The organism is Kitasatospora sp. NPDC088548 (assembly GCF_044753005.1).
Classification (GTDB): Bacteria; Actinomycetota; Actinomycetes; order Streptomycetales; family Streptomycetaceae; genus Kitasatospora.
Genome location: NZ_JBIVMI010000023.1, coordinates 16,900 through 36,738 on the forward strand (window position 1 = coordinate 16,900; position 19,839 = coordinate 36,738).

The 19,839-nt window shown below is 74.9% G+C and carries 14 protein-coding genes; 10 read left to right on the plus strand and 4 right to left on the minus strand.

Features of this window, described 5'->3' with window-relative positions:
* Positions 1–22 precede the first annotated feature (22 nt).
* The gene (locus ACIP82_RS26275; RefSeq protein WP_400656750.1) at positions 23–3,076 is read right to left on the minus strand and encodes an amino acid adenylation domain-containing protein; all 3,054 of its coding nucleotides are present in this window, start codon (positions 3,074–3,076) and stop codon (positions 23–25) included.
* A gap of 424 nt (positions 3,077–3,500) precedes the next feature.
* Entirely contained in the window at positions 3,501–4,562 is a 1,062-nt protein-coding gene (locus ACIP82_RS26280; RefSeq protein ID WP_400656752.1) for an ATP-dependent DNA ligase, read from the minus strand.
* 66 nt (positions 4,563–4,628) lie between these two features.
* Between ACIP82_RS26280 and ligD the strand changes: the two genes are divergently transcribed.
* From ligD to ACIP82_RS26295, 3 genes are all read left to right on the plus strand, one after another.
* Positions 4,629–5,636 (plus strand): non-homologous end-joining DNA ligase, encoded by a 1,008-nt coding sequence (gene ligD, locus ACIP82_RS26285; protein WP_363611506.1) that lies wholly within the window; start codon positions 4,629–4,631, stop codon positions 5,634–5,636.
* Between the two features lie 74 nt (positions 5,637–5,710).
* Entirely contained in the window at positions 5,711–6,361 is a 651-nt protein-coding gene (locus tag ACIP82_RS26290) for a GNAT family N-acetyltransferase (RefSeq protein ID WP_363611504.1), read from the plus strand.
* Positions 6,358–7,236, plus strand: a complete 879-nt coding sequence (locus ACIP82_RS26295) for an aminoglycoside phosphotransferase family protein (protein WP_400656756.1) — start codon at positions 6,358–6,360, stop codon at positions 7,234–7,236. The genes ACIP82_RS26290 and ACIP82_RS26295 overlap by 4 nt, the downstream gene beginning before the upstream one ends.
* Before the next feature lie 13 nt (positions 7,237–7,249).
* Here ACIP82_RS26295 and ACIP82_RS26300 read toward each other — a convergent pair whose 3' ends face one another.
* Positions 7,250–8,431 (minus strand): 8-amino-7-oxononanoate synthase, encoded by a 1,182-nt coding sequence (locus ACIP82_RS26300; RefSeq protein ID WP_363611500.1) that lies wholly within the window; start codon positions 8,429–8,431, stop codon positions 7,250–7,252.
* 258 nt (positions 8,432–8,689) lie between these two features.
* Here ACIP82_RS26300 and ACIP82_RS26305 point away from each other — a divergent pair, with 258 nt between their 5' ends.
* Entirely contained in the window at positions 8,690–11,182 is a 2,493-nt protein-coding gene (locus ACIP82_RS26305) for a DEAD/DEAH box helicase (protein WP_400656943.1), read from the plus strand.
* Between the two features lie 131 nt (positions 11,183–11,313).
* On the opposite strand, the gene ACIP82_RS26310 is transcribed toward ACIP82_RS26305, so the two are convergent.
* On the minus strand, positions 11,314–12,135 hold the full coding sequence (locus ACIP82_RS26310; protein ID WP_363611496.1) for a hypothetical protein: 822 nt from the start codon (positions 12,133–12,135) through the stop codon (positions 11,314–11,316).
* 225 nt (positions 12,136–12,360) lie between these two features.
* Between ACIP82_RS26310 and bioB the strand changes: the two genes are divergently transcribed.
* The 6 genes from bioB (at position 12,361) to ACIP82_RS26340 (ending at position 19,756) form a co-directional block, all read left to right on the plus strand.
* Positions 12,361–13,566, plus strand: a complete 1,206-nt coding sequence (bioB, locus tag ACIP82_RS26315; protein ID WP_400656760.1) for a biotin synthase BioB — start codon at positions 12,361–12,363, stop codon at positions 13,564–13,566.
* A 21-nt stretch (positions 13,567–13,587) separates the two neighbouring features.
* Positions 13,588–14,892 carry an adenosylmethionine--8-amino-7-oxononanoate transaminase gene (locus tag ACIP82_RS26320; RefSeq protein ID WP_363611492.1) on the plus strand — a complete coding sequence of 435 codons (1,305 nt, stop codon included), beginning with the start codon at positions 13,588–13,590 and terminating at the stop codon, positions 14,890–14,892.
* Positions 14,889–15,623: a dethiobiotin synthase gene (gene bioD / locus ACIP82_RS26325; protein ID WP_363611490.1), complete on the plus strand. Its 735-nt coding sequence runs from the start codon at positions 14,889–14,891 to the stop codon at positions 15,621–15,623. Before ACIP82_RS26320 ends, bioD begins: the two co-directional genes overlap by 4 nt.
* A 208-nt stretch (positions 15,624–15,831) precedes the next feature.
* Complete coding sequence (locus tag ACIP82_RS26330) at positions 15,832–17,028, plus strand: alpha/beta hydrolase family protein (RefSeq protein WP_400656763.1); 1,197 nt, start codon at positions 15,832–15,834, stop codon at positions 17,026–17,028.
* A gap of 170 nt (positions 17,029–17,198) precedes the next feature.
* A complete protein-coding gene (locus ACIP82_RS26335) occupies positions 17,199–18,554 on the plus strand; it encodes an NtaA/DmoA family FMN-dependent monooxygenase (RefSeq protein ID WP_400656766.1) in 1,356 nt (451 codons plus the stop codon).
* Complete coding sequence (locus ACIP82_RS26340) at positions 18,551–19,756, plus strand: LLM class flavin-dependent oxidoreductase (protein ID WP_363615050.1); 1,206 nt, start codon at positions 18,551–18,553, stop codon at positions 19,754–19,756. The genes ACIP82_RS26335 and ACIP82_RS26340 overlap by 4 nt, the downstream gene beginning before the upstream one ends.
* The last annotated feature ends 83 nt before the right edge of the window (positions 19,757–19,839 follow it).

Genomic DNA, 19,839 nt, shown 5'->3' on the forward strand with positions numbered 1-19,839 from the left:
GCCCACCCGGGCCGCCCCGGGATCAGAGGTGCTCGCGGACGGCGGCGGCGATGCCGGCCGGGGTCGGGACGTCGAAGAAGACGTCGAAGGCGAGCTCCACGCCGAGCGCGGCGCGGATCCGGGCGCTGATCTGGATGATCGTCAGTGAGTGGCCGCCGAGGTCGAACAGGTCCTCGTCCGGGCCGAGGTCGGGCAGGTCCAGCACCTCGGACCAGATCCGCAGGACGGTCGCGGTCACCTCGTCGAGGGCGTCGCCCGGGGCCTGCCCGGGGTCGGTGGCGGCCGGTGTCTCGCGGGGCGGGACGGGCAGGGCGCGGCGGTCGAGCTTGCCGTTGGGGGTGAGGGGCAGCCGTTCGAGGGTCAGGAAGCGCTGCGGGATCATGTAGCCGGGCAGGGTGCGGAGCAGGTGCTCGCGCAGTTCGGCGGGGGCCGGCGCGGCGGTGCCGGGGGCGGGGACGAGGTAGCCGGCGAGGAAGGGCTCGCCGGGGTTCTCCTCGTGCACGGCGGTGGCGGCCTCGGCGACGGCCGGGTGTTCCAGCAGCGCCGCCTCGATCTCGCCGAGTTCGATCCGGTGGCCGCGGATCTTCACCTGGTCGTCGATCCGCCCCAGGAAGGCGAGTTCACCCCCGGCCGTCCAGGCCGCCAGGTCGCCCGTCCGGTACAGCCGGTCCCCCGGCCCGCCGAACGGATCCGTCACGAAGCGCTCCGCGGTCAGCTCCGGGCGCCCGAGATAGCCCTCCGCGACGCCGTCACCGCCCAGATACAGCTCACCCGCCACGCCCACCGGCACCGGGCGGCGCCGCCCGTCCAGCACATACGCCCGGGTGTTGGCGATCGGCCGCCCGATCCCCACCGATTCCGGCTCCGCCGCGACCTCCGCGCACGTCGACCACACCGTCGTCTCGGTCGGCCCGTACACATTGAACAACCGGCCCACGGCCGCCCGCAGCTCCCGCGCCAGCGGCAACGGCAGCGCCTCGCCGCCCACCAGGGCCGTCACACCCCCCGGCACCGGCCCGCCCGCCAGCAGCACCCGCCAGCCCGACGGCGTCGCCTGCACATGCGTCACCCCCTCCCCGGCCACCAGCGCCCGCAGCCCCGCACCGTCCACCGCCAGCCCCCCGGCCGCCACCACCAGCCGGCCGCCCGTCACCAGCGGAAGCCACAGCTCCAGACCCGAGATGTCGAACGACAACGACGTCAGACCCAGCCACACGTCCCCCGCCCCCGACCCCAGCCGGTCCGCGAACGACGTCAGCAGGTTCACCAACGCCCGGTGCCCCACCGCCACCCCCTTCGGCCGCCCCGTCGACCCCGAGGTGTACAGCACATAGGCGACGTTCCCCGGCTCGGTGCGTACGGCCTCGCCGCCGCCCCGGGCGTCCGCGAGGCGCAGCACGGCCGGGGCGGCGGCGGCCACCTCGGGTGCGGGCTCGCCGTCGGTGAGCAGCAGGGCGGCGCCGGAGTCGGCGAGGACGAACGCCAGCCGCTCGGCGGGGTAGCCGGGGTCGAGCGGCAGGTAGGCGGCGCCCGCGGCGTGGACGGCGAGCAGCGCGGCCGGCAGGTCGGCGGTGCGGTCGAGGTGCAGGCCGACCAGGTCGCCGGGCCGGATCCCGGCGGCGGTCAGCGCCTGCGCCAGGTCGTCGGCGCGGGCGATCAGCCGGCGGTAGGTGAGGTGGGTCCCGCCGGCGGTGACGGCGACGGCCTCCGGGGTGGCGGCGGCCTGGGCGCGTACCAGGTCGAGGGCGGTGCGGTCGGCCGGGTAGGCCCGGGCGGTGTCGTTCCAGGCCTCGGTGACCAGGTGGTGCTCGGCGGCGTCCAGCAGCGGCAGCGCGTCGACCGCGGTGTCCGGGTCGGCGACGGCGGCGGCCAGCAGGGTGGTGTAGTGGCCGGCGATGCGCTGAGCGGTCTCGGGGGCGAGCACCGACGGGTCGTACTGGAGGGAGAAGTCGATGCCGTCGGTGGTTTCGACGGCCTGGAGGTGCAGGGTGTTGCGGGCGGTGCGGTTGTACACGGCCCAGTCGGTCCGCGCGTCGGTGCCGGCGAACCGGGGCTCCCGGTCGGTCCTTCTCCGGTAGCCGAGGGAGACGGGGGCCAGGCCGATCCGGGGGGTGAGCCCGCCTACGGCCGTACCGAACGGCACGGTGCGGAAGGGGTAGCCGCCGCGCAGTTCGGCGCGGACGGCCCGGGCGTGGTCGGCGAAGGGTGCTTCGGCGGGCAGGCCGGTCGGGGCGTGCACGGGCAGCTCGTTGACGAACGGCCCCAGCTCACCGGCCTGTTCGGGGGTGCGGGTGGAGAGCGGGACGGAGACCGGCACGGCCTCGCCGCCGTACCGGCGCAGCAGGGCGTGCAGGGCGGCGAGGACGAACTCGAAGACGGTGACGCCGGTTTCCCGGGCGGCCGCGTCCAGGGCCGCGCGCCCGGCGGCGTCCAGCCGGTGGCCGACGGCCTCGCCCGGGCCGGCGGCGGTGGTCGCGCGCGGGGCTCCGGGGAGCACGGGTTCGGTGGCGGCGGCCCAGCGCGGGCCGTACCGGTCGGCGGCGCGCCGGACGAGGTCCGGTGCGGCCGGTGCCGGTATCAGTGCTGGTGCCGGTGGGCCGGGGAGGGTGGGGGTGGCGCCGGACAGGGCCTCGCCGTAGGCGGTCGCGAGGTCGGCGACCAGGATGTCCTTGGAGTTGCCGTCGAAGACCGCGTGGTGGGCGACGACCAGCAACTCGGCGGCCCCGCCGGGCCCGTGGTAGAGGGTGAACCGCGCGAGCGGGCCGGTCTCCAGGCCGAAGGGGCGGGCGGTCTCCTCGGCCAGGCGCTTCTCCAGGCCGCCGATGGCGTCCGCGGAGGCGTCCACCAGCTCCAACCGGGCTTCCCGGTCGGCCGGTTCGAGCACGACCTGTCCATCGCGCTCCACCAGCCGGGCCGAAAGCGTCCGGTGACGTCGCGTCACGGCGTCGACCGCGCGGGCGAGCGCCTCGGCGTCGATCCGGTCGAAGGAGATCCGGACGGGCATGTGGAACGCCTCGCGGGCGAGGCCCAGCCGCTCGGTCAGCCAGATCCCCTGCTGGGCGGGCGAAGCCGGCACAGCGGGCGATACGGGCGGTGCCGGAGCGACAGGGTCGGACGCGGGGAGGAGTTCAGGCATCTGCGGCTCGCTTCGACAGTCGGAGAACGGTGCGGGGCGCGCACCCGGACGGCGACAACGATGGCGACCCCGGGCTTGTTGACGGCACGGCCGCCGGGTGGTGTCCGGCCCGCCCCCGGGACCGGCCGACAGGCCGCTGCGGCCCGGCCCGCCCGGCATCCCAGGATCACCCCCCTGATGCGCCGAAACGGATCCGGTCTTCCCCCCGTGAAAGACCAATGGCCCAGACCTGCCGAGAGATTCGCATAGACCCCATGCCCCGTCAAGGGTTGTCCACGCACCCGCCACAGGCCGTCATGTACGCGCCCAACCTGCGGGGATGCCCGTTCGGGCCACCCGAACGGGCGGCTTCACTGACAAGCCGTCAACTCCTCAGCACCTGGGCGAGATCGTAGGAAACCGGCTCCTCCAGCTGCTCGTAGGTGCAGCTCTCCGGCCGCCGGTCCGGGCGCCATCGGCGGAACTGCGCGGTATGCCGGAAACGTGCCCCCTCCATGTGGTCGTACGCCACCTCGACCACCCGCTCGGGCCGCAGCGCCACCCAGGAGAGGTCCTTGCCGCCGGTCCAGCGGCTCTGCGCACCCGGCAGCCGGGCGCCGGCGTGCGCCGCCTCCTCCGCCCAGGCTCCCCAGGGGTGGGCGGAGACATCGGTCATCCGCAGCGGTGCCAGCTCCTCGGCCAGCTCCCGGCGGCGCGCCATCGGGAACGCCGCACAGACGCCGACGTGCTGCAGGCGCCCCTGCGCGTCGTTGATGCCGAGCAGCAGCGAGCCGACCACCGGGCCGCTCTTGTGCTCTCGGTAACCGGCCACCACGCAGTCGGCGGTGCGCTCGTGCTTGATCTTGAACATGGTCCGCTCCCCCGGCCGGTACGGCTGGTCCAGCGGCTTGGCCACCACCCCGTCCAGCCCGGCCCCCTCGTACTGCGCGAACCAGGTCCGCGCCACCTCGCGGTCCAGGGAGGCGGGCGCGGTGAACACCGGGTCGGTGGCGCCGGCCAGCGCCGCCTCCAGCGCCGGACGCCGCCGCGACAACGGCTCGTCCAGCAGCGCGGCATCACCGAGCGCGAGCAGGTCGAAGGCGACGAAGGAGGCCGGCGTCCGCTCGGCCAGCAGCCGCACCCGGCTCGCCGCCGGGTGGATGCGCTCCAGCAGCTCCTCGAACCGCAACCGCCCCTCCCGGGCGATCACCACCTCGCCGTCCAGCACGCAGCGCGGCGGCAGCTCCCGCCGCAGCGCCTCCACCAGTTCGGGAAAGTACCTGGTCAGCGGCTTTCCGGTACGGCTGCCGAGCTCCACCTCGTCGCCGTCGCGGAACACGACGGTGCGGAAGCCGTCCCATTTGGCCTCGTACTGCATCCCCGGCGGGATCTCGGCCACGGACTTGGCGAGCATCGGCGCCACCGGCGGCATCACGGGCAGGTCCATGGCTCCGATCCTCGCGCGCACGGCCACCGGGCGCGCGTCGGGCGGACCCCGCCTAGCGTGAGAGGCATGGGCTCAGCCGTGGAACTGGATGTCGCCGGGCGCAGCGTCCGGCTGTCGAACCCGGACAAGGTGTACTACCCGGAGCGCGGGTTCACCAAGCTGGACGTCGCGGAGTACTACCTGGCGGTCGCCGACGGCGTGCTGCGCGGGCTGCGCGACCGGCCGACCACGCTGCAGCGGTTCCCGGACGGTGTGGAGGGCGAGTTCTTCTACCAGAAGCGCGCGCCCAAGAGCCTGCCCGAGTGGCTGCCGACGGCCCGGATCAGCTTCCCGAGCGGGCGGTCGGCCGACGAGATCTGCCCGACCGAGCCGGCCGCCGTCCTCTGGGCGGCCAACCTGGGCTGTCTCACCTTCCACCCCTGGCCGGTGCGGCGCTCCGACACCGACCACCCGGACGAGCTGCGGATCGACCTCGACCCGCAGCCCGGCACCGACTTCCGCGACGCCGTCCGGGCCGCGCACGAGCTGCGCGCGCTGCTGGAGGAGTACGGGCTGCGCGGCTGGCCGAAGACGTCCGGCGGCCGCGGCCTGCACGTGTACGTGCCGCTGGAGCCGCGGTGGACGTTCACCGACGGCCGGCACGCGGTGATCGCGCTCGGCCGGGTGCTGGAGCAGCGGATGCCGGGGCGGGTGACCACCGCGTGGTGGAAGGAGGAGCGCGGCGAGCGGATCTTCGTGGACTACAACCAGATGGCCCGGGACCGGACCATCGCGTCCGCGTACTCGCTGCGCGCCCGGCCGCGTGCGACGGCCTCCACGCCGTTGCGCTGGGAGGAGCTGGACGACGCCGTACCGGAGGACTTCGACCTGCGGACGGTGCCCGCCCGGTTCGCCGAGGCCGGCGATCCGCAGGCCGGGATGGACGGCGAGGCGTACCGGCTGGACGCGCTGCTGGAGCTTTACGAGCGGCAGCTGCGGGACGACGGCCTCGGCGAGCTGCCGTATCCGCCGGACCACCCCAAGGCGGCCGGGGAGCCGCCCCGGGTGCAGCCGAGCCGGGCCAGGAAGCGGTGAGCCCGGCGCCGGCCCGGCGGTGATCACGTAGGCTGACGCCCTTCGGGGGCCGGTGGTGGCGGAGGGGTGCGGGAATGGGCGGGCGCGGGCTGCGGGAGATCCTGGCCGACGCGGCGAACGGGGCGTTCCCGCCGCCGGACGGCGGGGTGACGGTGGTGCCGCAGCCGTCGCCGCGCGAGGCCGGGGTGCTGTCGTTCTCCGCCCATGCGGTGGTGTTCACCGACGAGGACCCGGCCTGGGTGCGGGGCGTGCTCGCCGCCGTGCCGGGCGATCCGCTGGCCGCCCCGCTCTGTCCGCCCTTTCTGACGGCGTTCACCGAGCGCACCGGCCGGGTGGCGGGCAGCATCGACCTGCTGACGGTGGCCGGCCGGCTGCCCGGTGTGCCGCCGCTGCCGCTGGAGCCGGTCACGGACCGGGAGCACCCCAGGGTGGTGCGCGCCCTGCGCTACCGGGAGGACGTGCGGGTGTTCACGGTGGACGGCGGGGTGCTGGTCCTGGGGCGCGGGGTGGCCGGGCGGTGGGAGGGCGCGATCGAGGTCGGGCCGCGGGCGCGCGGCCGGGGTCTCGGGCGGGCGCTGGCGCTGAGCGCCCGGCACCTGCTGCCGGAGGGCGAGTGGATCTGGGCGCAGCAGGCGCCCGGCAACGCGGCGAGCGTCCGGGCGTTCCAGGCGGCCGGCTACCGCCCGGTCGGCGCGGAGACGCTGCTGGTGGCGGGGCGCCCGTGAGCGCGGAGCGGTTGTCCGTGGTCCCGGACGGGGTGCGGGCCCGGCTGGCGGTCCGGTTCGGGCCGTCCGCCGAGGCGTGGTGCGAGGCGCTGCCGGCGCTGGTGGACGGGCTGGCCCGGCGCTGGGGCCTGACGGTCCGGGCGGCCGGCGGGGGCGGGACGGCCCGGGTCTTCCGCTGCGGGCGGGCGGCCGGGGACACCGTCTGGCTGAAGCTCACCCCCGACCCCTCGGTGGCCGCGCAGGAGGCCGCCGCGCTGCGGGCGTGGGCGGGGCTGCCCTCGGTGGTGCGGCTGCTGGAGTACGACGCGGCGTCGAGCGCGCTGCTGCTGGCGGACGTCAGGCCGGGTTCGACGCTGCGGGAGCGCGCCTGGCGGCCGGCGGAGGTCGCGCCGCTGCTGGCCGCGCTGCGGTCGGTTCCCGTGGCGGGACCGGCGGGCGGGTCGGTGCTGTCGCCGTTGGCCGGGCGGGTGGACTTCCTGTTCGACCTCACCGAGCGGCGGGCCCCGGGCGCGGTGCCGGCCCGGGCGCGGGCGTCGGCGCTGGACCTGGCGGCGGGCGGTCCGCTCGCGCTGGTCCACGGCGATCTGCACCCGGGCAACGTCCTGGACGGCCCGGCCGGCCCGGTGGCGATCGACCCGCGGCCGTCCCTCGGGGATCCGGACTTCGACCTGGTGGACTGGGTGATCGACGGTGTCACCGACCGGCCCGCCCTGGAGGAACGGATCACCGGCCTGACCGCCCTCGTCCCCGGCTCCGACCCGGAGCGGGTGCTCGCCTGGTGCCGCGCCACCGCCGTGCTCATCGCCGCTCCGCGGGCGGCGGCGGGCCGGCGCGACGCGGGGACGGCGTTCCTGCTGGAGCTGGCCGGGGTCTGACCGGGCCGGCGGGCTACCGGGTGGGTGCGGTGGCCGCGACGATCCGCACCGCGTCGGCGATCTGGGCGTCCGTCAGATCGCCCCGCGCGGTGAGGCGCAGCCGGGAGACGCCGTCCGGGACGGAGGGCGGGCGGAAGCACCCGACGGCGAGTCCGGCCCGGCGGCAGTCGGCGGCCCAGGTGACGGCGGCCTCGGGGCCGGGGGCGCGGACCGACACGACGGCGGCGTCCGGGGTGGAGGCGTGCAGGCCCGCGGCGGCGAGCCGGGTGGCGAGCGTGCGGGCGACCTCGCGGGCGCGGTCGGCCCGGTGCGGTTCGGCGCGCAGCAGGCGCAGCGCGCCGAGGGCGGCGCCGGCGGCGGCCGGGGCGAGGCCGGTGTCGAAGATGAAGGTGCGGGCCGTCTCGGTGAGATGGCGGATCACCCGGCGCGGGCCGAGCACCGCGCCGCCCTGCGCGCCGAGCGACTTGGAGAGGGTGACGGTGGCGACGGTGTCCGGCTCCCCCGCGAGGCCGGCGGCCGCCAGCGCCCCGGCGCCGCCGGGGCCGAGAACGCCGAGCCCGTGCGCGTCGTCCACCAGCAGCGCGGCGCCGTGCGCGCGGGCGGCGGCGGAGAGTTCGGGCAGCGGGGCGGCGTTGCCGTCCACGGAGAACACGGAGTCGGTGACCACCAGGGCCCGCCGCCGGGCGCGTCCGGCGAGGACGGCGCGGACGGCGTCCGGGTCGCTGTGCGGGGCGCGGTGGACGTCGCCGCGGGCGAGCCGGCAGCCGTCGATCAGCGAGGCGTGGTTGTAGGCGTCCGAGACGATCAGGGTGTCGGGGTCGGTGAGCGCGGTGAGCGCGGCGAGGTTGGCGGTGTAGCCGGAGGAGAACACCAGCGCGGCCTCCGCCCCGCAGAACTCGGCCAGCTCGGTTTCGAGTTCGGTGTGCAGGGCGGTGGTGCCGGTGACCAGCCGGGAGCCGGTGGCGCCGCCGCCCCAGCGCAGGGCGGCGTCGGCGGCGGCCCGGGTGACGGCCGGGTGGCGGGTCAGCCCGAGGTAGTCGTTGCCCGCGAGGTCGAGCACCCGGTCCTCGGCCGGCCGGCTGCGCAGGGTGCGGGTGAGGCCCGCCGCGGCGCGCAGGCCGGCCGCCTCGTCGAGCCAGTCGAAGACGGCGGCGGGGGCGGCGAGGTGCGGTTCGGACACGGTGCGGTGAGCCATGGCGGCACTCTGGCACGCGCGCCACGGGCCGGGCAACGTGCGCCGGGGTACACGCCGGACCGGCCGTTCCGTCCGCGGGTGGGGGGGTCCTGGCCGCCGTCGGCCGGCGGACCGTACGGAGGGCGATCGCCGGTGAGCGCCGCGAGGGCCTCGGTCCGGTGGACGCCCCGCCCGCCGTTCCCGCCCGGTGAGCGGCGCCGGGCTTTGCCGGGGACTACGGCGACCAGGCAAGATAGCGGGGTGACCCTCCTTGATCTGATGCCGAAGCCCGCCACACCCGACGCGCTGTACGAGACGTTCGCCGTCTGGGCGCAGGAGCGGGGGATCGCGCTGTACCCGGCCCAGGAGGAGGCGCTGATCGAGCTGGTGTCGGGGAACAACGTGATCCTCGCGACGCCGACCGGGTCGGGCAAGAGCCTGGTCGCGGCCGGGGCGCACTTCGCGGCGCTGGCCGAGGGCAAGCGGACCTTCTACACGGCGCCGATCAAGGCGCTGGTGTCGGAGAAGTTCTTCGACCTGTGCAAGATCTTCGGCACCGAGCAGGTCGGCATGATGACCGGCGACGCGAGCGTGAACCCGACCGCGCCGATCATCTGCTGCACGGCCGAGGTGCTGGCGCAGATCGCGCTGCGCGACGGGCGGCGGGCCGACGTCGGCCAGGTGGTCATGGACGAGTTCCACTTCTACGCCGAGCCGGACCGCGGCTGGGCCTGGCAGATCCCGATCCTCGAACTCCCGCAGGCGCAGTTCCTGCTGATGTCCGCGACGCTCGGTGACGTGCGCCGCTTCGAGGAGGACCTGACCCGCCGCACCGGCCGGCCGACCACCGTGGTCCGCTCCGTCACCCGGCCCGTCCCGCTGTTCTACGAGTACCGCCGCACCACCCTGCACGACACCCTGGAGGATTTGCTGAAGACCGGTCAGGCCCCGGTCTACGTCGTGCACTTCACCCAGAAGGAGGCCGTCGACCGGGCGCAGTCGCTGATGAGCATCAACATGTGCTCGAAGGCGGAGAAGGACGCCATCGCCTCCCTCATCGGCAACTTCCGCTTCACCACCAAGTTCGGCCGCAACCTGTCCCGGTTCGTGCGCCACGGCATCGGCGTGCACCACGCGGGGATGCTGCCCAAGTACCGCCGGCTGGTCGAACGGCTCGCGCAGGCGGGCCTGTTGAAGGTGATCTGCGGAACGGACACCCTCGGTGTGGGCGTCAACGTGCCGATCCGCACGGTGCTGTTCACCGCGCTCTCCAAGTACGACGGTGTGCGGGTCCGGATGCTGCGCGCCCGGGAGTTCCACCAGATCGCGGGCCGCGCCGGACGGGCCGGGTTCGACACCGTCGGACAGGTGGTCGCCCAGGCGCCGGAGCACGTGATCGAGAACGACAAGGCGATCGCCAAGGCGGGCGACGACCCCAAGAAGAAGCGCAAGGTCGTCCGGAAGAAGGCCCCCGAGGGCTTCGTCGGCTGGACCGAGGAGACCTTCGACCGGCTGATCGGCGCCGATCCCGAGCCGCTGGTCTCCCGCTTCAAGGTGAGCCACGCGATGCTGCTGTCGGTGATCGGCCGGCCCGGCAACGCCTTCGAGGCGATGCGCCACCTGCTCACCGACAACCACGAGGACCGCACCGCCCAGCGCCGACACATCCGCACCGCGATCGCCATCTACCGCTCGCTGCTGGAGGGCGGCGTGGTCGAGCGGCTGCCGGAGCCGGACGCCGAGGGCCGGATCGTCCGCCTCACCCTGGACCTCCAGGAGAACTTCGCGCTCAACCAGCCGCTCTCCACCTTCGCGCTGGCCGCCTTCGAACTGCTCGACCCGACCTCGCCCTCGTACGCGATGGACGTCGTCTCGGTCGTCGAGGCGACCCTCGACGACCCGCGCCAGATCCTCGCCTCGCAGCAGAACAAGGCGCGCGGCGAGGCCATCGGCGAGATGAAGCGCGACGGCATCGAGTACGAGGAGCGGATGGAGCGCCTCCAGGAGATCACCTACCCGAAGCCGCTGGAGGAGCTGCTCACCCACGCCTACGAGGTGTACCGGCGGGCGCACCCGTGGATCGGCGACCACCAGCTCCAGCCGAAGTCGGTGGTCCGCGACCTGTACGAGCGGGCGATGACCTTCACCGACTACGTCGGCCACTACGAGCTGGCCCGTACCGAGGGCATCGTGCTGCGCTACCTCGCCGGCGCGTACAAGGCGCTGGAGCAGACCGTCCCCGACGACCTCAAGACGGACGACCTCAAGGACGTCATCGCCTGGCTCGGCGAGCTGGTCCGCCAGGTCGACTCCAGCCTGCTGGACGAGTGGGAGCAGCTGGCCAACCCGACCGAGCCGCAGGCGGCGGAGGTCACCCTGGACGACAAGCCGGCGCCGGTGACGGCGAACGCGCGGGCGTTCCGGGTGCTGGTGCGCAACGAGATGTTCCGCCGGGTGGAGCTGGCGGCGCTGGAGCACTACGACGCGCTCGGCGAGCTGGACGGCGAGAACGGCTGGGACGGGGACCGCTGGGCGGACGCCATGGACGGGTACTGGGAGGAGTACGACGACCTCGGCACCGGACCGGACGCGCGTGGCCCGAAGATGCTGCTGATCGAGGAGGAGGACTCCGCCTGGCGGGTCCGGCAGATCTTCGACGACCCGGAGGACGACCACGACTGGGGCATCAGCGCCGAGGTCGACCTGTACGGCTCGGACGAGGAGGGCCGGGCGGTGGTCCGGATCACCGCCGTGGACCGGCTGGGCGGCTGACGCCCGGAGGACGGAACGGAAGCGGGGGCTCGCGCACAGGCGCGGCCCCCGCTGTTGTCGGATCATCAGCCCTGTTCATCGGCGCCGCTCATCGGCGCTGCCCGGATCACGGCCCCAGGACGCGGCCACCGTCACATCCAGATGAACGGCAGGCCCACCGAGTAGGAGATCGCCCGGGTCGCCTCTTCCAGCGCCTGCTCCGAGCCGGCCGCGGCGGTGGACGCCGCACCGGACGGGGTGGCGCCGCCGGAGGCGGTGGCCGTCGCGGTGCGGCCCTCGCCGGGGCGCGAACTGGTGACGGTCACGTAGTGCCCGACGGCCTCGACGCGGGGCTCCGAGCCGGGCTTGGCGGTACCGGCCGGCTGCGCGGGGGCGGTGGTGGCGTCCTGCAGGATGAAGGCGAGCGCGCCCGGCTTGGCCCGCAGGGCCTCGGTGGCCCTGGTGGCGGTGGCCTGGTCGGGGAAGCGCAGCACGGTGACGCTGCTGAGCACCGCCTTCTCCTGGCCGACGAAGCTGACGGTGAGATAGCCCTGGCAGCCGCTGTCGCGCAGCGGGTCCTGGGTCCGGTCCTGGAGCGCCTCGGCGCAGTCGACACCCTGCCGGACGCCGGAGCGCTTGCCCTTGTAGGCGCCGACCTCGACCAGCCGCTGGGCGGGGAAGTAGGTGTCGACGTTGAGGCCCTCGGGGTCGGTCACGGTGCGCGGCGGCGGTGCGCCGACCACCCGCGGCGTCTTGCTCGCGTCCTTGCTGGACGGGCCGAGGCCGGGTATGAAGTCGCCGGGCGTCGGGCGGGTGATGATCCAGCCGCCGGCCGCCACCACACCGACCACGACGATCCAGCCCACGGCCCGGCGGGCACTGATCCTTCTCCCCCGGTACGCTCCGGCCGGCGTGCCGGATCCGTGCTCTTCCTGCTCTCCCGATGACGGGGTGCGCTCCCCCTGCGTGGTCATGGCGCAGATTCTAAGCAGTGCGCGGGTGGCGCAGATCACGGGGGCGGCCGTTGACGATCATCATCCGCTACCGACGGGTAACGGGCCGCACCGGCCGCGGCTCGCCGACGTGACCAGCGCCACTACCGTGAGCTGCGACACTGTGACAACTCGCACATCCTCCCCTGGATCTTCTGGTGGGTTTGCTCTGGCGTCGCTCACGGACCAGCAGGCAGGATCAGGCCCATGGATCTGCTCGATACCCTCACCGCCAAGGGCCTGCGCGGCGAAACCCCCACCCGGGAAGAGGCCCTGGCCGTCCTCGCCACCACCGACGACGAGCTGCTCGACGTGGTCGCGGCCGCCGGCCGGGTGCGCCGGCGGTGGTTCGGCCGCCGGGTGAAGCTCAACTACCTGGTGAACCTGAAGAGCGGGCTCTGCCCGGAGGACTGCTCGTACTGTTCCCAGCGTCTGGGCTCCAAGGCCGAGATCCTCAAGTACACCTGGCTGAAGCCGGACCAGGCCGCCGACGCGGCCAGGGCCGGGGTCTCCGGCGGCGCCAAGCGGGTCTGCCTGGTGGCCAGCGGCCGCGGCCCGACGGACCGTGACATCGACCGGGTCACCGACACCATCGCCGCCATCAAGGGCGCCGACCCGGCGGTCGAGATCTGCGCCTGCCTGGGCCTGCTCTCCGACAACCAGGCCGAGCGGCTCAAGGCGGCCGGCGCCGACGCCTACAACCACAACCTCAACACCTCCGAGGGCACCTACGGCGACATCGCCACCACCCACACCTACGCGGACCGGGTGGACACCGTGCGGAAGGCGCACGGCGCGGGCCTGTCCGCCTGCTCCGGCCTGATCGCGGGCATGGGCGAGACGGACGCGGACCTGGTGGACGTGGTCTTCGCGCTGCGCGAGCTGGGCTCGGACTCGGTGCCGGTCAACTTCCTGATCCCGTTCGAGGGCACCCCGCTGGCCAAGGAGTGGAACCTCACCCCGCAGCGCTGCCTGCGCATCCTGGCGATGGTCCGCTTCGTCTGCCCGGACGTCGAGGTCCGGATCGCCGGCGGGCGCGAGGTGCACCTGCGCTCGATGCAGCCGCTGGGCCTGCACATCGCCAACTCGATCTTCCTCGGCGACTACCTGACCAGCGAGGGCCAGGCCGGGCAGGCCGACCTCGACATGATCAAGGACGCGGGCTTCGAGGTCGAGGGCGCCGGCGAGGCCACCCTGCCCCGGCACCGCGCGGACGTCACGGCCCCGGCCGGCTCCTGCGGCACCGCCCCCGGCGCCGCCGTCTCCCCCTGCGGCACCGGCGGCGGCTGCGGGCCCTGCGGCGGCCACGGCGACGAGCCCGCCGCCGAGGAGGACCAGAACGACGAGCCGCGCAACGGCCTCGTCCGGGTCCGCCGACGCGGCGCCGGCACCGAACTCGCGCCCAACGCCTGACGATCCGGGGGAACCCTCATCATGACCCAGCTGTCCGCGGACACCCTCCTCGCGCTCGACCGGGCGCACGTCTGGCACCCGTACGGGCCGATGCCAGGCACCGCCACCCCGTACGTGGTCGAGTCCGCGTCCGGCGTCCGGCTGCGGCTCGCCGAGCCCGTCGCGGGCGGCCGGCGCGAGCTGATCGACGGGATGTCGTCCTGGTGGGCGGCGATCCACGGCTACGGACACCCGGTGCTGGACGAGGCGGTGCGCGAGCAGCTGGGCCGGATGAGCCATGTGATGTTCGGCGGGCTCACCCACGAGCCCGCCGTCCGGCTGGCCGCCCGGCTGGTGGAGATCACGCCGGAGCCGCTGCGGCACGTCTTCCTGGCCGACTCCGGGTCGGTGGCCGTCGAGGTCGCGATGAAGATGTGCCTGCAGTACTGGCAGTCCGTCGGCCGCCCGGAGAAGCGGCGGCTGCTCACCTGGCGCGGCGGCTACCACGGGGACACCTTCCACCCGATGTCGGTCTGCGACCCGCAGGGCGGCATGCACCACCTGTGGGGCGGCGTACTGCCCGACCAGCTCTTCGCGCCGCAGCCGCCGGCCGGCTTCGACGCCCCGCTGGACACCGAATACGCCGACCGGTTCGACGAACTGATGGAGCGTCACGCCGGTGAGCTGGCCGCGGTGATCGTCGAACCGGTGGTGCAGGGCGCCGGCGGGATGCGGTTCCACTCCCCGGCCTATCTGCGGATGCTCCGCGAACTCTGCGACCGCCACGGCGTGCTGCTCGTCTTCGACGAGATCGCCACCGGGTTCGGGCGCAGCGGCGCCCTGTTCGCCGCCGACCACGCGGGCGTCTCGCCGGACGTGATGTGCCTGGGCAAGGCGCTGACCGGCGGCTATCTGACCATGGCCGCGGCTCTGTGCACGAGCGAGGTCGCGGACGGGATCAGCCGGGGCGAGATGCCGGTGCTGGCGCACGGCCCGACGTTCATGGGCAATCCGCTGGCCGCCGCCGTCGCCAACGCGTCGATCGACCTGCTGCTCGGGCAGGACTGGCAGCTGGAGGTGAAGCGGATCGAAGTCGCCCTGCGGGACGGCCTGGCGGGCGCGGCGGACGCGCCCGGGGTGCGGGACGTCCGGGTGCGGGGGGCGATCGGCGTCGTACAGCTGGACCACCCGGTGGACGTGGCGGCGGCCACCGAGGCGGCGGCGCGGGAGGGCGTCTGGCTGCGCCCCTTCCGGGACCTGATCTACACCATGCCGCCCTATGTGACGGGGGACGAGGACGTGGCGCGGATCTGCGCCGCCGTGACGGCCGCGGCGGTGGCCGGATGAGCGCCCGGATCCTGTTCGTCACGGGCACCAACACCGAGGTCGGCAAGACGGTGGCCACGGCCGCCGTCGCCTCCGCCGCCCTCCAGGCGGGCCTGCGGGTCGCGGTGCTCAAGCCCGGGCAGACCGGCGTCGGCCCGGGCGAGCCCGGGGACGCCGAGGAGGTGGCCCGGCTGGCCGGCCGGCTGACCACCCGCGAACTCGGCCGCTACCCGGAGCCGTTGGCCCCGGACACGGCGGCCCGCCGGGCCGGGCTGCCCCGCGTCTCGCCCGAGCGGGTGGCGGCCACCGTCGCGGAGCTCGCCGAGGGCCACGACCTCGTCCTGGTCGAGGGCGCGGGCGGCCTGCTGGTCCGCTACGACGACGAGGGCCGCACCCTGGCCGACCAGGCCCGGGCCACCCGCGACCGCGGCCTGCCGGTGGCGGTGCTGCTGGTGGCCACGGCCGGTCTGGGCACGCTCAACATCGTCGCCCTCTCGGCCGAGGCGCTGGCCGCCCGCGGCCTCGACCTGCTCGGGGTGGTCATCGGCGCCTGGCCGGACGCGCCCGGCCTCGCCGACCGGTGCAACCTCGCCGACCTGCCGCGCTCGGCGGGCGCGCCCCTGCTCGGCGCGCTGCCCGAACGGGCCGCCGGCGCCGGGGACTTCGCCGCCCTGGCGCTCGCCTCGCTGGCCCCGGAGCTGGGCGGCCGGTGGGACGCCGAGGAGTTCGGCCGGGCGCACCGGCCGGCCTAGGGCTTGTCCGACAGTTCCCGCCGCGCGGGCCACCGGCGGCGCGCGGCAGCCTTCGGGGTTCGAGTGCGCTCGAACCCCGAGGCTTCTCACCTGCGATGCAACTGCCTCCGTACGCCCGGGAGATGATCCTTCGTCAGCGCGCAGGAGGACGCCGGGCTCCCCCTGTGAGGCGATGCCGGGCCCGGTCCGGCCGCCTAGCGTGATCGTCATGACCAGAATCCGCCGTACCGCCCTGGCCGTCGTCGTCGCGCTCGCCCTCCCCCTGCCGCTGATCGGCGCGAGCGCCGCCTTCGCCGCCCCCGCGCCCGCCGCCCCGGTCACGTCCGCCACCGTGTCCGCTGCCTCGGAGGTGTCCGGCCCCTCCGCCGCGCAGGCCCGGCTGCCCCGCCCGACAGGCCCGCACGCCGTCGGCCGCGGCACCCTGCACCTCGTCGACGAGCAGCGCCAGGACCCGTGGGTGCCCGCGGCCGGGGCCCGGGAGCTGATGGTGTCGATGTACTACCCGGCCCGGCCCGGCACCGGCGGGCCGCCCGCCCCCTATCTGACCACCGAGGAGGCGCGGCTCCTGCTCCAGGAGAAGGTCCCCGGCTCGGCCTTCCCGCCCGAGCGGCTCGCCGCCGTCCGCACCTGGGCGCACCCCGACGCCCGCCCGGCGCCGGGCAGGTTCCCGCTGGTGGTGCTCTCCCCCGGCTTCACCCTGCCCCGGGCCACGCTCACCGGCCTCGCCGAGGATCTGGCCAGCCGCGGGTACGTCGTGGCGCTGGTCGACCACACCTACGAGGCCGCCGGCATCAGCTTCCCGGACGGGCGGACGCTCACCTGCGCGATCTGCGAACAGCCGCCGGCCGGCGGAGAGGCCGCCATCACCGGGAGCCGGGCCAAGGACGTCTCCTTCGTGCTCGACCGGCTCACCGGCCGCCACCCGGGCTGGCAGTACGCGCGGATGATCGACACCACCCGGATCGGCATGGCCGGCCACTCGGCCGGCGGGGCCGCCACGCTCACCACCATGGCGGCCGACAACCGGGTGCGGGCCGGGGTGAACATGGACGGCACCTTCTGGGACGAGGTCCCCGCCCAGGGCCTGAACGGCCGCCCCTTCCTGATGCTCGGCGAGGAGACCAGCGGCCAGGACCAGTCCTGGCAGCACACCTGGACGAGCCTGGACGGCTGGCGGCGCTGGCTCTCCGTCAACGGCACCAACCACGGCAGCTTCACCGACCTGCCGGTCCTCGCCGCGCTGGTGGGCGTGGGCGACCCGGACGAGATCTCCCCGGAGCGTGCGGAGCAGCTCACCCGGACCTGTGTCGCGGCCTTCTTCGACCAGTCCCTGAAGGGCATCGCCCAGCCGCTCCTCGACGGCCCGTCCCCGGCCAACCCGGAGGTCGTCGTCCGGCTGCCCTGACCGCCCCCGTGGAGGCGGGGCCCCGCCGCGAGCCGCCGCCGCGCGGCGGGGCCCGCACACAACATCATGTCCGTCCGTGAACAGTTGATTTCATCGGTTGCCCCGCCCCTCCCCCGCTTGCAGGATTGGCGAGTCCTCACAGCCCTGCTGACAGGAGGCGCTCAACCGTCATGCCCGGCAAGCAGATTCACCTCGCCGCGTTCTTTCCCGGGATCGGCACCACCACCGTCTGGTCCGATCCACGCTCGCGGAGCCAGATCGAGTTCGACTCCTTCCTGCACCTGGCACGCACCGCCGAGCGGGGGAAGTTCGACTTCTTCTTCCTCGCCGAGGGGCTGCGGCTGCGCGAGCACAAGGGCGCGATCTACGACCTCGACGTGGCCGGCCGGCCGGAGTCGCTGACCGTGCTGAGCGCGCTGGCGGCCGTCACCACCCGGCTCGGGCTCGCCGCGACCGTCAACTCCACCTTCAACGAGCCGTACGAGGTGGCGCGGCGGCTGGCCAGCCTGGACCACCTCAGCGACGGGCGGGCCGCGTGGAACGTGGTGACCAGCTTCGACACCTTCACCGGCGAGAACTTCCGCCGGGGCGGCTTCCTCGCGGAGTCGGACCGGTACACCCGGGCCGCGGAGTTCCTGCACACCGCACGCGAGTTGTGGGACAGCTGGGCGGCGGACGACCTCCGGGCGGACGCCGCGGCCGGCCGGTTCGTCGTTCCGGGCGCCGGCGAATTCTCCCACCGGGGAAAGCACTTCGACATCGCCGGGCGGTTCAACACGCCGCGCCCGCCACAGGGCCACCCGGTGATCATCCAGGCCGGCGACTCCCCGGAGGGCCGGGAGTTCGCCGCCGCCGACGCCGACGTCATCTTCAGCCGGTACAGCAGGCCCGAGGAGTCCCGCGCCTTCTACCGGGACGTCAAGGGCCGGCTCGCCGCTCACGGCCGCGCACCGGAGGACCTGACGATCCTGCCCGCCGTGACGTACGTGCTCGGCGACACCACGGAGGAGGCGCACGAGCGCGCCGCCGAACTGCGCCGGGCCCAGATCGGCCCGCAGACGGCGCTGGCCTATCTGGAGGCGGTCTGGGGCCGCGATCTCTCCTCCTACGATCCGGACGGGCCGCTGCCCGCCGTCGAGCCCGACCCGGAGAGCCTCCTCCTCAAGGGCCACGCGCTGTTCCGCACCGACCGCGTCGCGACCGCCAGGCAGTGGCGGGAGCTGGCCGAGTCCCGCGGGCTGAGCATCCGGGAGCTGGTCACCGAGGTCACCGGGCGTCAGACGTTCATCGGCACGGCCCGCGAAGTCGCCGACGCGATGGACGAGTTCGTACAGAACGACGGCTCCGACGGCTTCGTCTTCACCCCGCACCTCACCCCGGGCGGGCTGGACGAACTCGTCGACCGGGTCGTCCCGCTGCTCCAGGAGAAGGGCGTGTACCGCACCGACTACACCGGCACCACGCTCCGCGACCACCTCGGGCTGAAGCCGCCGCGCACCGCCGACACCCGGGAGACGACCTCGTGACCCCGCCCCCGCACCTCGCCGTGGCCCTGGACGGCGCCGGCTGGCACCCGGCCGCGTGGCGCGCACCGGACGCCGACCCGGGCGGGCTGTTCACCGCCCGGTACTGGGCCGGTCTGGCCGCCGAGGCCGAGCACGGCCTGCTCGACTTCGTCACCTTCGAGGACACCCTCGCCCTGCAGTCCGGCAGCCCGATCGGCCCGGACGACCGGACCGACCAGGTCCGGGGCCGGCTGGACGCCGTGCTCGTGGCGGCCCGGGTCGCCCCGCTCACCTCGCGGATCGGGCTGGTCCCGACCACCAACGTCACCCACACCGAGCCGTTCCACCTCTCCGCCGGCATCGCCACCCTCGACTTCGCCAGCCGGGGCCGGGCCGGGTGGCGGCCGCAGCTCTCCTCCCGCGCGGACGACGCCGCGCACTTCGGCCGCCGGACCCTGCCGCAGCTCACCGCCGACGACGTCCGTGACCCGGAGCTGATCGCGGCACGCCTGCGCCCGCTGTTCGACGAGGCGGCGGACGTGGTCGAGGTGGTACGGCGGCTCTGGGACAGCTGGGAGGACGACGCGGAGATCCGGTCCGCCGCCACCGGCCGGTTCCTCGACCGCGACAGGCTGCACTACATCGACTTCACCGGCGAGCACTTCGACGTCCGCGGCCCGTCCGTCACCCCGCGCCCGCCGCAGGGCCAGCCCGTGGTCGCCGTCCTCGCGCACGCGGGGGTGCCGTACCGGCTGGCGGCGACCGGCGCCGACGTCGTCTTCGTCACGCCGCACTCGCGGGCGGGCACGGCGGCGGTCCTCGGCGAGGTCGAGGCGGCGAAGGCCGCCGTCCGGCGGCCCGCCGACCTGCCCCTCAAGGTCTTCGCCGACCTCGTCGTGTTCCTGGACGAGCGGCCGGGCGCCGCCGCCCTGCGCAAGGAGCGGCTGGACGACCTGGACGGCGCGCCGTTCACCTCCGACGCCGAGGTCTTCACCGGCACCCCGTCCGAACTCGCCGACCTGCTCCTCGACCGGCACGAGGCCGGGCTGGACGGCTTCCGGCTCCGCCCGGGCGCGCTCCCCCACGACCTCACCGGCGTCACCCGCGCCCTCGTCCCGGAACTCCGCCGCCGCCGGGCCTTCCGCACCGCCTACGGGACCGACACCCTCCGCGCCCACCTCGGCCTCCCCCGCCCCACCAGCCGCTACGCGAAGCGGGGGTAGGGGGTGCCGGGAGGACGGGCGCCGACCGCACCCCGGTCCTGGCGGCGGGCGGCGGGGGCGGCCGGGGCGTACGCCGACGGCCC